This is a genomic window from Acidovorax sp. WCS2018Noco2-16, from assembly GCF_031843945.1.
In the GTDB taxonomy this organism is placed as follows: domain Bacteria; phylum Pseudomonadota; class Gammaproteobacteria; order Burkholderiales; family Burkholderiaceae_C; genus Paracidovorax.
The window spans coordinates 244379-257793 of record NZ_JAVTJJ010000001.1 but is presented as its reverse complement, the minus strand read 5'-3'; the positions used below and the strand labels follow the sequence as shown (position 1 = coordinate 257793).

Annotated in this window: 13 protein-coding genes; 10 read left to right on the top strand and 3 right to left on the bottom strand. The window is 62.3% G+C overall.

Going from position 1 to position 13415, the window contains the following annotated elements; translation table 11 throughout:
• The first annotated feature begins 68 nt into the window (after window positions 1-68).
• From RQI28_RS01135 to RQI28_RS01110, 6 genes are all read left to right on the top strand, one after another.
• Window positions 69-707: a GntR family transcriptional regulator gene (locus RQI28_RS01135; RefSeq protein ID WP_311220761.1), complete on the top strand. Its 639-nt coding sequence runs from the start codon at window positions 69-71 to the stop codon at window positions 705-707.
• Window positions 708-981: 274 nt separating this feature from the next.
• Window positions 982-2766, top strand: a complete 1785-nt coding sequence (locus RQI28_RS01130) for a DUF1963 domain-containing protein (RefSeq protein ID WP_311230402.1) — start codon at window positions 982-984, stop codon at window positions 2764-2766.
• 414 nt (window positions 2767-3180) lie between these two features.
• Window positions 3181-3609 (top strand): hypothetical protein, encoded by a 429-nt coding sequence (locus RQI28_RS01125; protein WP_311220759.1) that lies wholly within the window; start codon window positions 3181-3183, stop codon window positions 3607-3609.
• Entirely contained in the window at window positions 3606-3854 is a 249-nt protein-coding gene (locus RQI28_RS01120) for a pyocin activator PrtN family protein (protein WP_311220758.1), read from the top strand. The genes RQI28_RS01125 and RQI28_RS01120 overlap by 4 nt, the downstream gene beginning before the upstream one ends.
• 18 nt (window positions 3855-3872) lie before the next feature.
• The gene (locus RQI28_RS01115) at window positions 3873-4439 is read left to right on the top strand and encodes a hypothetical protein (RefSeq protein ID WP_311220757.1); all 567 of its coding nucleotides are present in this window, start codon (window positions 3873-3875) and stop codon (window positions 4437-4439) included.
• A complete protein-coding gene (locus tag RQI28_RS01110; RefSeq protein ID WP_311220756.1) occupies window positions 4429-4800 on the top strand; it encodes a hypothetical protein in 372 nt (123 codons plus the stop codon). The genes RQI28_RS01115 and RQI28_RS01110 overlap by 11 nt, the downstream gene beginning before the upstream one ends.
• A gap of 71 nt (window positions 4801-4871) precedes the next feature.
• Here RQI28_RS01110 and RQI28_RS01105 read toward each other — a convergent pair whose 3' ends face one another.
• Window positions 4872-5126 carry a tyrosine-type recombinase/integrase gene (locus tag RQI28_RS01105; RefSeq protein WP_311221535.1) on the bottom strand — a complete coding sequence of 85 codons (255 nt, stop codon included), beginning with the start codon at window positions 5124-5126 and terminating at the stop codon, window positions 4872-4874.
• Window positions 5123-5851, bottom strand: coding sequence for a hypothetical protein (locus RQI28_RS01100; protein ID WP_311220755.1), 729 nt, complete (start codon window positions 5849-5851; stop codon window positions 5123-5125). Before RQI28_RS01100 ends, RQI28_RS01105 begins: the two co-directional genes overlap by 4 nt.
• 103 nt (window positions 5852-5954) lie before the next feature.
• On the opposite strand from RQI28_RS01100, the gene dusA reads away from it, so the two are divergent.
• Window positions 5955-7016 (top strand): tRNA dihydrouridine(20/20a) synthase DusA, encoded by a 1062-nt coding sequence (gene dusA / locus RQI28_RS01095; protein ID WP_311220754.1) that lies wholly within the window; start codon window positions 5955-5957, stop codon window positions 7014-7016.
• On the opposite strand, the gene RQI28_RS01090 is transcribed toward dusA, so the two are convergent.
• A complete protein-coding gene (locus RQI28_RS01090; protein ID WP_311220753.1) occupies window positions 7000-9828 on the bottom strand; it encodes an EAL domain-containing protein in 2829 nt (942 codons plus the stop codon). The two genes, dusA and RQI28_RS01090, sit on opposite strands and share 17 nt — an antisense overlap.
• Window positions 9829-10031: 203 nt before the next feature.
• On the opposite strand from RQI28_RS01090, the gene RQI28_RS01085 reads away from it, so the two are divergent.
• From RQI28_RS01085 to RQI28_RS01075, 3 genes are all read left to right on the top strand, one after another.
• A complete protein-coding gene (locus RQI28_RS01085) occupies window positions 10032-11153 on the top strand; it encodes a RelA/SpoT domain-containing protein (RefSeq protein WP_311221534.1) in 1122 nt (373 codons plus the stop codon).
• A gap of 180 nt (window positions 11154-11333) precedes the next feature.
• Window positions 11334-12725 (top strand): polyhydroxyalkanoate depolymerase, encoded by a 1392-nt coding sequence (locus RQI28_RS01080; protein ID WP_311220752.1) that lies wholly within the window; start codon window positions 11334-11336, stop codon window positions 12723-12725.
• A complete protein-coding gene (locus RQI28_RS01075) occupies window positions 12725-13402 on the top strand; it encodes an RnfABCDGE type electron transport complex subunit B (RefSeq protein ID WP_311220751.1) in 678 nt (225 codons plus the stop codon). Before RQI28_RS01080 ends, RQI28_RS01075 begins: the two co-directional genes overlap by 1 nt.
• Window positions 13403-13415: the final 13 nt, after the last annotated feature.

Sequence of the window (13415 nt, the reverse complement as noted above, 5' to 3'; positions counted from 1 at the left end):
CAATTCTGGTGGCATTCTACGCCTGCCGTAATTATTAATTTATAGTTTTTTTCAAGTACATTGCGGCCATGTCTGCCCTCACGCTTACGCCCCGCGCCCTCTATGAAGAGGTGGCGGAGCAACTGCGCCAGCGCATCTTCAAGCGCGAGCTGGAGCCCGGAAGCTGGATCGACGAGCTGAAGATCGCCGAAGAATTCGGCATCAGCCGCACCCCGCTGCGCGAGGCGCTGAAGGTGCTGGCGGCTGAGGGCCTGGTCACCATGAAGCTGCGCCGCGGCGCCTATGTGACCGAGGTGTCCGACAAGGACCTGCGCGACGTGTACCACCTGCTGTCGCTGCTGGAAAGTGATGCGGCCGGGGTGGTCGCCGCGCAGGCCTCCGATGCACAGCTGCAGGAATTGCAGGCCCTGCACGAAGGGCTTGCCGCCGCCGTGGAAGACCGCGACCGCTTCTTCGCGCTCAACGAACGCTTTCACATGCGCCTGCTAGAGCTGGCAGGCAACCGCTGGCGCAACCAGATGGTGGCCGATCTGCGCAAGGTGATGAAGCTCAACCGCCACAACTCGCTGCTCAAGGCCGGGCGCATTGAGGAATCGCTGGCCGAACACCGGGCCGTGATGGCAGCCATCGAGGGGCGCGACCCTGCCGCCGCCATTTCACAGATGCAGGCGCACTTCAGCCACGGGTTGCAGGCTGCCGGCGACTGAGAGTGCGGGAATAAACCCGCCATGCCTGCTGATCCCGACCCAAGTAAGGTGCTCGCGCTAACCCGGCATTAACCCGGCGCTAGCCAGGTCAGCCCGCTGCTTCGTCGTCGCCTGCACCGCCCAGGCTCACTGCGCAGCGGGCTGGAATGAACTTGATAGGATTTCAGCGTCGCCATCCACGGAGATTGCAAACATGTCCACCTCTTTTTGGCGCATTGGCCAGACAGACTTCGAGTTCACGCCGGACAGCACCGCCAGCTTTCAGGAGGGCGGCATGCGCTTCGACTTGCGTGCTCAACCCGTGCGCTTTGATGCGGCCGCGGGGCACGCTCGGGTGTTCTCTGCCGAGGGCTCGGACACTGCTGAGCCCGGATGGATCGCACCGGGCATCTGGAGTAGCACCTTTTTTTTCGACGACATGACGGGCTCGCCCCGGCAACAGTTCGTCCATCCGGGACCGGAGGGACACGACTGCGGCTTCTACCTGTGGGAAAAGGGCACGCGCTTTGGCGCCTGCTTCTTTGGCCAGGTCGATCTGCGGCCCGATCGGATCGAGCTGCGAGGGGTTTTGCGCTCCGAACACGAGAGCGACGCGGAAGGCCTGCCCATGCATCTGGTGTACTTGTGCGATTCCGGGGAGGTCACGCTCAAGCCGCACCTCTACCGCAGCCTGAAAGCAGCGTCGCGTGTACCGCCACAGCACGTGCGCGAGCTGCTGCTGGCCGACTGGGACGGCCAATGGCCCGAAGAACTGCGCGCGTTCACCCGGCTCGAATTTCTGTCGCTGCAGCAGCACTGGGCCTCTGCCGGTGCGCCCCAGTCCGTCGTGCCCGATTGGCTGGGCGAAATGCGTTCACTGCGCCGCCTGTACATCCGCAGCCCGCACGTTCAGACGCTGCCAGACACGCTGGGACAATTGCAGGCGCTGGAAGAGCTCTCGATCACTTACGGGACGGTGGAAGTGCTCCCCAACAGCATCGGCGAACTCGCCCAACTCAAACTTCTGACGCTGACCGGCAACCGCCTGCGCACGCTGCCCGAGAGCATTGGCCACCTCCCTGCCATCACCCATCTGAACATCGAGGGCAACCCCTTCGAGTCGCTGTCCGCATCGCTCAAGAACGTGCCGAAGGTGAATGTCGAGAAGAAAAGCGAGGCGCTGTTTCGTGACATCCAATACCGGCCCGAGGTCGAAGTCACCGTCGACCGCACGTCGTTCATGGCCCACAGCAGCCCGGAACATGTCGCTTTGCTGGGGGCTGCGCTGTCGCGACACAAGCTCAAACGCTATGAAAAAGCCCTGCTGCGCCACGCGCGGCAGGCACTGCGCCTTGTCACGACCTTGCCTGACGACTACGCGGTACTCGGGCGCAGTCGCATCGGCGGCGCACCTGATCTTGCGCCGGGCACCGACTATCCGGTCACCGATGGCAAGCTCTGGCGTTTCTACGCCCAACTCGACCTTCAGGCGTTGGCACCCCTGCAAACCTGGCTGCCCCGCATCGGCTACCTCTACTTCTTTGGTGAGGGACAGGAGCTCGGTGACAGCGTGCGTGTATTGCACAGCATCGCGCCGGCCCACACCTTGCGCACCTTCGCGTGGCCGCAGGACGCCGAGTTCGTCGACGGCATGGATGCAGCCGACGCGTACCGCGGCTTTCAGGTCCGGATCGACAGCACTGTTTCGGTACCCAGTCTCTACAGTGCCGCGAGTCGCCTGACCGGCAAGGATGCGGTGCTGCTCAAGCTGAATGAGGACGAGAAATTGCAGCAGGCTTACTGGGCGCTGGAAGAAGAGCTGACCGGCAACACAGACCCGCGGTGCGGCGCCCACACGATGAACGCCGAAGTCTTCACCCAACACGAGAACCCGCAGGAGCAGGCCTCGCGCCATCAGGGCGGCCTGCCTGAAGAATGGGTCAACCTGCTGAAACTGGATTCGGACGGCAACCCAGGATTCAATTTCTGGGACGCCGGCACGCTGACCTACTGCATCCACGAGAAAGATTTGGCGCTGGGCGACTTCTCGCGCGTGCACTGGAGTCTGGAAAGCAGCTAGGGATGCCCTGCACGAATCCAGCGGAACGTTCGCGCTGCGGATCAGGATGGGCTGCAAGGCGCAAACCACAGGCATAGCCATTGCTATCGCGAGAATATGCAACACAGCAGACCGCCCGAGTCAGCAGATGCACACGTCGGGGTGGTTCGTGCAGAGGATCCCTAGACCCCACGCTGGACGCCGGGCTGCCACCGGGTTGCACTACCTGAGCCTGCCTGGGGGTGCCGTGAGCATCGAAGTTGCCAGCCTTTTGCTATTTTATTTATAGCGCATCACGCTTTGCAGGCGAGCGCTAGCGGCATAAAACACTAAAAAAACCTGCTGCGCCAGATCAGTTCCGGCGACACCTGCTCAGGCGTCGGCAAGGTGGAACTGGGACAATGTCTGCCCTCCCCGCCTTTCAAAGAACGTTCCGTGGATACCGCATCCCCCGCCGCCCTCGCCCACCACCCCTGGCGCATGTCCGTCGCGCCCTTGATGGACTGGCTGGTCGCTGCCCTGCGCGACATCGAGGCCTGGCTGCCCGCCCACCTAGGCGTGCGCCTGAACGCATCGAAGACCATCATCCAGCCCGTGGATCGCGGCGTCGACTTCGTCGGCCAGGTCATTAAGCCCTGGCGCCGCACCACCCGCCGCCGCACCCTGACCAGCGCTCTGCAGCGCCTGGAAACCCTGCCCGCCAGCAGCGCTGTGCGCACCACCGGCAACAGCTACCTGGGCCTGGTGCGCCAAGCCAGCCACAGCCACCAAGAGCGAGCGCAGATCTGCTGTGCGCTGCTCAAGCGTGGGCATGCGGTGGAGGGGTTGCACCTCAGCAAGACATTCAGAAAGGCAGAGCGATGAACACGTTTTTCGCCCTCATGGCTGAGTACGGCACCGCCCAGATCCCGGTGGGAAAGTGCGCCGGGTTGTTCGGCTTATCACCCAAGAAGGCCGAAGAGTATGCCGGCAGGCAACAGCTACCCGTTCCGGCTTTTCTTCTTGGCTCTCAGACGAGCCCATGGTTGGTGGATGCGGCTAAACTCGCGCTGTTTCTGGACCAAGCCAAGGAAAAAGCACAACACGATTGGGAACGGTTAAGACAATAACTTCGGAGATAAAAAATCTTGTCCGCGAGCCCTCCCTCTACACAAGCCTCATCAGTTCCCAATAACACTTTGGTCGAGCAGGTTCCAACTATCAAGACCGATGGCTGGGGAAGTTTGGGCCCTGTACTTACAGAGTATCATTTTGGAGATCTATTAGGCATTCTTGGGCTCATCATCAGTGTATTAACGTTCTTTCAAGCAAAATCTGCGAGGAAAGCCGCTACCAGTGCAGCAGCCACGGCCATTAAGGCGCGTAATGACTTAGAGACTGCAAGCCTTCTCTCAGAACTGGTCGGTATATTACGAACGATCCGCGACTTATATCATGCCGACAATGTGGCCCTACTTGATCTCCTGAAAGATAGAGCTGTTGATATTTCGGTCAATACCAAAGCCACTCTTTCAGACGACGAAAACGCTGTAGAGCTGATGAGTAACATTGAAAAGCATCTTCGACAAAATACCAAAATCCACAAGGATGAAGTTAAACGAAAAGCGCAATTTCAACGTGCTGCAAACATGATTATCAAGCTTGCTGACAACGTGGAATTACTGAAATCCAAGAGGTTGAAGAATGGAATATGAAAAAGTCGTTCGCCTGTTAAGGGCATTGTCTGATAAAACGGGCGAAGGAAAGATTAAATGGATCGAAAGAACATCCAACTGTTACGAAGCGACAGTTGGAAAGGCAACAGTTTCCATCGCGGAGTATTACGACTCCGATATCGATCCTGATTTCGAAGAGCCAGACTACACCTTAGCTTTTTCAAAAGGCTATGGTAGTGAGTGGATTGACTCATTTTCCGATTCTGAGTTGCGAGAAGTCATGTCGGACTCTTTTGCCACTATGCGCTCCTTGTATAAAAACGCCAAACGATCAGCCAAAGGAGTCTCTAAACTTATTGACGATATGCTGGACGAGCTTGACGACGATATTCCCTTTTAGCGCTCAGGCACGTTTTCAGGCCTGAGGTGCGTATACCTTTTTAACGTAGCCCAACTTTCGTGCAATGTGAATTAAGCGACCTCCTGAATGGAATAGCCGCGCTCAAATAGCCTACTAGTCGCCTCGTGCCGCAGGTCGTGAAAGTGCAGATCGGCAATCTCCAGCACCTTGCACGCCCGGGTGAATGCCGCACCCACCGATCGCGGGTTGTACGGAAAAACGAACTCCTGCCCTTCCGCCCTGGGCTGGCGCTTGATGATTTCCATAGCCGGCGTCAGCAATCGGAAACACCGCCGATTGCCCTTTTTGAGGCGTGGGTGCTTCACATCGTCCAACCAGCCGCCCCCTTGGCCTCATCCACGTCCGCCCAGCGCAGCCGGCAAATCTCCTCCTGCCGCCGTGCAGTCAGCAGCGCGAACTGCACGATGTCCACCATGGGGATCAGCGAGCGTGCATGGCGGCCTGCGAAGTGCTCGAGCAGTTGCGCCTCTTCGGCCGCCGACAGTCGCCGCGTGCGCTGCCCCGCCTTGGCTACGGCCCGTGATCGCAGCAGTTCACCCCGCGCCCTGTCCAGCACCTCCAGCGGTTCACCCAGGTTGCGTACCGCAGCCGCCCGCATGAACACCTGACGCAGCCACACCAGGTCATTGAGGATGGTGGCTGGCCCGGCGCCATCGGTCTTGCGGCGCTTGTCCACGTGGTCGACCACGTCCTGCACCGTCAGCCGCATCGCATCGGGCTTGGCCAGCGTCGTCGTGCGCAGCTTGGCAATGTCTGCCGTCTTGCTGCGCCCCCACGGCTGCGCGCCCTCAGACGCGCTGACATAATCCCCGATCAATTCGTCCACCGACACGCCCTTGACCAAGGGCCTCCCGCTGGCCATCGCCTGTTCCAGCTCCACCTCGCGCCGGCGCATCCACTGGCTGGCCAGCGCCCGCCGGCTGTACGTTTGAGCCTCGCTGTGCATCACAGCACCATCTCTCAAGATGCGGATCTGCGCCGTGTACGAAAGCGAGCCGTCGCGCTTGCGGCGCTGTGAGATGGTGCCCATGGGTCAGTTGCTACACGGTGGTTTTTGTAGCAACGACTGTAGCAGCGCCAGCCGGGAAACGATGGAAAACGGGGCCGAAAGCGGCTTTTCAGGGAATTTAAGAATGAGCGAAATCAGCGTGCAAGCTGCTGATCCCCAAGGAAAACCAGCGAAATCAAGCCGTTGGCGCATGTCCGTCGCGCCCATGATGGACTGGACCGACAGGCACTGCCGCTACCTGCATCGCCTGCTGACGCGCTACACGCTGCTCTATACCGAGATGGTGACGACCGGCGCGCTGATCCACGGCGACGTGGATCGCCACCTGCGCTTCAACGAGCAAGAGCATCCCATCGCACTGCAGCTGGGCGGCAGCGAGCCGGCCGACCTGGCGCAGGCGGCGCGGCTGGGCGAGCAATGGGGTTACAACGAGATCAACCTGAACTGCGGCTGCCCCAGCGAGCGGGTGCAGCGCGGTGCGTTCGGCGCCTGCCTGATGAACGAGCCGCAACTGGTGGCCGATGGCGTGAAGGCCATGGTGGACGTGGTGAGCGTGCCGGTCACCGTGAAGCACCGCATCGGCATCGACAAGAGTGAAGACTACGGCTTCGTGCGCGACTTCATCGGTACGGTGGCCGAAGCCGGCTGCGAAGTCTTCATCGTGCACGCACGCAATGCCTGGCTCAAAGGCCTGAGCCCGAAGGAAAACCGCGAGATTCCGCCGCTGCGCTACGACGTGGTGTCGCAGCTGAAAGCGGACTTTCCGCACCTCACGCTCGCCATCAACGGCGGCTTCACCACCGACGACGCCGTGTTGTCGCAGCTGGCTGCGGTCGATGGCGTGATGGTGGGGCGCGAGGCCTATCACAACCCGTGGTGGCTGGCCCGTTGGGATGCTGCGTTCTACGGCGACAGCGCGGCTCCTGAACTGACCCGTGACTCCGTCGAGGCGTTGATGGTGGACTATATGGAACGCGAGTCGGCGCAACACGGCACGCACTGGTACTCGATTGCCCGCCACATGCTGGGCCTGCGCCACGGCCAGCCGGGCGCGCGGCGCTGGCGCCAGGTGTGGAGCGACCATCGCCTCAAAACCCTGCCCGCTCGGGAAGTGGCCGCTCTGGCCGCTGCCGCCCTGTACATGCCTGCACGGGCCGAGGCGGCTGACGTCACGCCAGCTGTTTGACGAGCCAGTCCGCCAGCGGCTCGGGCCGGCCGAACCAGTAGCCCTGCAGCCCTTCGCAGCCGTGGGCGCGTAAGAAGTCGGCCTGCGCCTGCGTCTCGACCCCTTCGGCGACCACGCGCAGACCGAGATGGTTCGCCATCGACAAAATGGCTTGCACGATCGCGGCGTCGTTGGGGTCGGTGGGCGCATCCTGCACAAAGCTCTTGTCGATCTTCAGTTCGTGCAGGGGGAGCTTCTTCAGATACGCCAAGCTAGAGTAGCCTGTGCCGAAGTCGTCGATGGAAAATCGCACGCCCAGTTGAACCAGGTCCGACATACGTTGCACGGCGTCTTCCCAGTTGTCGACCAGCAGGCTTTCAGTCACCTCCAGAATCAGCAGCGATGCGGGTGCGCCGGTGGCCTGCAAGGCATCGCGCACGCTGGCGACGAAATCGTCCTGCCTGAACTGGCGCTGGCTCACATTGACCGAAATCGACAGCGCGTGCCCCTGGCCATGCAATGCCGACAACGACTCGCACGCGCGGCGGATCACGCGGTGGCCCATGCGCAGGATCAGGCCGGAGTCTTCCGCCAACGGAATGAAGCGCGCTGGCGACACCACGCCCTGTTGCGGGTGGGTCCAGCGCAGCAGCAGTTCGCCCCCCATCAGCGCACCAGCTGCGTCGAACTGCGGCTGGATATGAATTTGCAGCGCGTCGTCTGCCACGGCCTGCTTCAAGTCCTGCTCCAGCGCCAGCCGCTCCTGGGCCTCGGCATGCATGCCGGGCTCGAAGAAGCAGACGCGGTTGCGGCCTAGCCGCTTGGCGCGGTACATGGCGGTGTCGGCCTCGCGCAGCAGGTCTTCGGCACCTTCGCCGCTGCGCGGAAAAAGCGTGACGCCTATGCTGCCCGTGCTGCCGTACAACGTGCCGCCCAGGCTGTAGGGTTCGTCCAGCCTGTCACGCAGCCGCACCGACAGCGCCTGCGCTGCCTGGCGGGCAGAGGCTTCGTCGGGCCCGAGTTGCGGCGCCATCAACACGAACTCGTCGCCACCCAGCCGGGCCACCACCTCACCGGGGCAGGCCAGGCTTGCCAGGCGCTGCCCCACCTGCAGCAACAGGCTGTCGCCCACCGTGTGTCCACGGGCGTCGTTGATCTGTTTGAAGTTGTCGAGGTCAATGTAGAACAGCCCGCCCACCGCAAGCCCCGCACCGGCGGCACTGGCCTGCGAAGCGCCGCGCAGGGCCTCGAGCAGCATGCGGCGATTGGGCAGGCCGGTCAGCGCATCGAAGTGCGCCAGCTGGTGCATGGCGTTCTCGGCTTCGCGCCGGCTGGTGACGTCGCGCGACAAGGCAATGAATCGGGGACCGTCGCCCGAAGGCTGGGGCGTTTTGCGGGGGGCGCCTGAAGTTGCCTGGCCCTCCTTGCGGGCCACCGATAGTTCAAACCAACGCGTGCCTCCCGCCACTTCCAGTGCATACTGCCGGCCGGCCGAATAGCCCGTGGCATGGGCCTCTTGCAACGCGGCCAGGCAGGCTGCGGCAGCGCTGGGGGGCAGTACGTCCGTGACCCGCTTGCCGACAAAGTGCTCGGAAGATTCGGCGAGCAGATCGGTGCGAGAGGATCGGTAGTGGTGGATGTGGCCGTCCAGGCCGAACTCGAAGAGCAGATCAGGCACGGCGTTCAGCGTGCTTTCGAGCGCATCCCGGGTGGAACGCAGCTCGCGGGTCATGTCCCGCGCCAGCGCCAACGCCCGCTGGTGGGCGCTGGCCTGGGTGCTAACGAACCAGCCGGCCAGCAGGCTCAGCAGCGCGCCCAACAACGCGATGGCGTGGTGGTTGCTGCGCTCAAAGCGACGCTCGAACGCGGGAAGGGAGCTGAGCGCAATTGTCCAGCGACGGCCCCCCACGTCCATCGAGCGCACAGCGCTGGACAGCGCCACGGAAAAACCGGGCCCCTTCTGGGAGTCTTCCAGCCTGCCGTACACCAGGCTACCGCCCACCAGGGATGGGCCGTCCATGATGACGATGGCGACATCGGGGTCGAGCTGGTCCTTCAGTCCTCCAACGATGTCGGCTGCGCGAAAAGGCGCCGCCACCCAGCCATGCACGCTGGTGCGGCGCTCGGCTACGGCGGTCGGGTCGGCCTCCAGGCCGGGCTGGTAAAGCGGCAGATACATCGCCAGGGTTGCCGTTCCGTCCAGGTCATAGGTAATCGGGCCTGTCAAAGCGAGCCGACCGCTGTCGCGTGCGCGGTCCATCGCCTCCCGGATGGGCGGGCGCGTTCCGTCTTCCATACCCAACAGCTCCAGATTGCCGGCGACAAGGAGCTGAAGGTGGGTTACCGGCGCCGGGACGTTGCCGGGCCCTGCGAGCTCGCGATCCGGCATGAGCGTGTCATCGACAGGCAATGGCGGATCGATCGGCAAGAGATTGGGTTGTACGGGTGGAAGCACTGGCTGCGCGACCATCGGAGGAACGCGCTCAAGCAGCGCGATGCCTTGTAGGCCAGGCCGGGTGTGTCGCAGCTGTAGCGCTTCCACATACGCACGAAACTCGGTGTGGGTGATCTGGTCCGACGCGTCGAAGAAACCCTTCACACCGCGCAACACCATCTCGTAGGCGCCCATGCGGTCCGACAGCGTGGTCAGCGTGCGATCGACCGCCCGCTCGAACGCCTGGCTGCGTCGCACGTCCAGCGCCGCTTGCTGCTCCCGCCAATACAGGTAGTTGAAACTAAGGAGCACCAGCACCAGAACGGGCGCGATGAACAGGCGTGCATGCCACTGCCCGGTCTGGTTGCGTAGTGGGCGAAGGCTGAAAGCAAAGTTCATCTGAGGACTAGCGTCGCACGCTCAGACACCACGGGCAAGAGCGTCTCGTCCGACAAGTGGGCAAGCCTTGTCCTACTCTCAGCGGACCCAATCGACCATGGCTTTCATCTACCATGGCAGGGGCGCCGCCCGCCTTCGCAGATGCCTAAGCGCCGTATGCGCGGCGCCTCTCTTTCATCTCGCTCTATCGCCAAGCCATGTCGATGCCTCACCTCACTCGCGAAGAAGCCTCTTTTCATCAGTACTACGCCAGGGAACGCCCCGTGCTGGAGCACGCCTGCGCGTTTTATGTAGCGCTGCTGCAATCGATTCTGTCGAAGAACCAGGACATCGATATTTCCAAGGTGGAGGGCCGCATCAAGGACCGTGACGAGTGCATTCGCAAGTTCTCGCGCAAGTACCGCGCGGCGCTGGAGGAAAGCAATGAATCGTTCGAGATTCAGCATTACCTGACCGACATCGTGGGCGTGCGCGTGGTGTGCCTGTACGAAGACGAGCTGGAAAAGGTGGCGCAGATCGTGCGCTCGCATTTCGACGTCATCGATGTGACCGACAAGGTGACGGCGGTGGAAAGTACCGAGGCGTCATTTGGCTACAAGGGCCTGCACCTCGATCTGCGCCTGAACGCGGCCCAGGCCGCCCTGCCCGAACATGCGGCGTACGCGCACCAGACCTTTGAATTGCAGGTGCGCACCATCATCCAGGACTCCTGGAGCGTGCTGGATCACCAGATCAAATACAAGAAGTCGATTCCGGGGGACCTGAAGCGCCGAATCAATGTGCTCTCGGCGCTGTTCGAGCTCGCTGACCGGGAGTTTCGTCAGATCCGCGATGCGACCGATGCAGAGCTTCGCCGCACGACGGACGAACCCGAGGAGGCAGAAGGCCTGCCGGAGGCGGGCCAGCTTCGTGCCGAGCGCCCGGCCGCAGCGGGCAGCGAACTCAACGCATTCACCTTCCTGAAAATCGCCAACCACTTCTTCAAGGACACAGAGTTTGAGCCGCACAAGGTCGATATCTTTGTGGAAGATATCCGCGCCTGGTCGCCAGAAATGAATCGGTCGCGGCTGAACACGCTCTTGCGCGCCACCATCGGCATCGTCAAGCGCTACAAGCAGCACTATGAAGACCTTCACCCGGAGGGCAGCTTCAACCCCTACACCGTCATCCGTCACTGCCTTTATCTGGGCGACAGGCTGACCTTTCGCCGGGCGCTGCGCAACAGTTCGCGCGAGGCGTTCGAGAGCTGGCTGCAGGAAAATGGCCTCACGGCGCCTGTCATGTATTTGAATGCGCCTGCGCAACCGGTCAGCCTGATCAGTTAAGAGTGGGATCGCGGGTTCAAGATCTAAATCGAATGCTTTTTGCTGTAGCGCCAGCGAAACATGTTCACCCAGGCGGTCCTACTATGTCGCCAAGGCGACGTTGAGTCGGTAGTTTCACGCCATGCGTCTTCCGTTTTCTGCTGCTATATTGCACTGCAACAAAAGTGAACGGGTCTCCCCATGCTGTACAACCTCTACGAAACCCAGCGCTCCCTGATGGAGCCGTTCGCCGAGATGGCGCAAACGGCGGCCAAGTTCCTCCATAACCCCCTATCGCCCTTCAGCCAAACGGTCTACGCCCAGCGCATGTCCGCGGGCTACGACCTGCTGTACAGGCTGGGCAAGGACTATGAAAAGCCCGAATTCAACATCCGCTCGGTGGATGTGGACGGCAAGCCCGTCGCTGTTGATGAGCGTGTGGTTCTCGACAAGCCATTTTGCGAGCTCCGGCGTTTCAAGCGGTTTTCGGACGACATCGAAACGCTGACCAAAACCAAGGACCAGCCTGTCGTGCTGGTGGTAGCGCCCCTTTCGGGCCACTACGCGACGCTGCTACGCGACACTGTGCGCACGCTGCTGCAGGGCCACAAGGTCTACGTCACCGACTGGAAAAACGCACGTCTGGTGCCGCTGTCCGACGGCGCCTTCCACCTCGACGACTACGTCAACTACGTGCAGGACTTCATTCGCCACCTGCAGCAATTGCACGGCAACTGCCATGTGATGAGCGTGTGCCAGCCTACGGTGCCCGTGCTGGCTGCCGTGTCGTTGATGGCCAGCCGGGGCGAAACGACGCCGCTGTCCATGGTGATGATGGGCGGCCCCATCGATGCCAGCAAGTCCCCCACGGCAGTGAACAATCTGGCCACGCAGCGCAGCTTCGAGTGGTTCGAGAACAACGTGATCTACCGCGTGCCTGACAACTTCCCCGGCGCTGGCCGTCGGGTGTACCCGGGCTTTTTGCAGCACACCGGCTTCGTGGCCATGAACCCGGACCGGCATGCTACCAGCCACTGGGATTACTTCAAGGATCTGGTCAAGGGCGACGACGCCAGCGCCGAAGTGCACCGCAAGTTCTACGACGAGTACAACGCCGTGCTGGACATGGATGCGGACTATTACCTTGAAACCATCAAGACGGTGTTCCAGGACTACAGCCTCGTCAACGGCACCTGGGACGTGCGTTCGCCCGAAGGCACGCCCGAGCGTGTGAGCCCGCAGGACATCACCGATACGGCACTGCTGACCATCGAAGGAGAGCTGGACGACATTTCGGGTTCGGGACAGACCCGTGCCGCGCACGGCCTGTGCACGGGCATCGCAGAGCGCAATCAAAAGCACTACGAGGTCAAGGGCGCGGGCCACTATGGCATCTTCAGCGGTCGCCGCTGGCGTGACCTGGTCTACCCGCAGGTGCGCGACTTCTTCCTGGCACATCAGCCAGCCACCGCCGCACGCCCTGCTCGCAGCGGAGCGGCGTCGGCTGAGTCCGCAGCGATTGAGCTGGCTGCCCTGCCCGCCGCCAGCGCCGCACCCACTCCACGCAAGCGGCGCAGCTCCCGCAAGGCTTGATGACCGGCGTGGAAGTGCGCGCCAGTGCCGCCGTGGCGCGGCTGGCGTCCCGAATCGACGCCGCACTGCCGCAAACGCAATGCACCCGCTGCGCAGAGCCTGACTGCGCCTCCTACGCGCTGGCAGTGGCCTCGGGCCGTGCAGGCATCAATCAGTGTCCCCCCGGCGGTGCAGAGGGCGTTGTGCGGCTGGCTGCGCTAACCGGGCAGCCCATTACCGCGCTAAGTGCCGAGCACGGGCTGGAGGGCCCGAGGGCGCTGGCTGTGATCGACGAAGCGTGGTGCATTGGCTGCACTCTCTGCCTCGACGCCTGCCCAACAGACGCCATCATTGGCGCCAACAAACGCATGCACACGGTGATTGCCGCGCACTGTACGGGGTGCGAGCTGTGCATTCCGGTTTGCCCAGTGGACTGCATCGAACTCGTCAACGACAGCGATACGCGCACTGGCTGGGCTGCCTGGTCTGCTGCGCAGGCCGAACATGCGCGCCAGCGTTACGCTACGCGGCAGCTAAGGCGCCAGCGTGATAGCCGCGAGACGAACGAAAAATCTGTCGCACCACAGGTCGCATACCTCGATTCGGCGGCAGTGCAGACCCCGGCGCAGTCCCGGCAGGCCGTCATCGCAGCGGCGCTGGCACGCGCCCGCGAAAAGCGCACGCCGTCCAGTTCTTAGCAAGCCAAGCCGA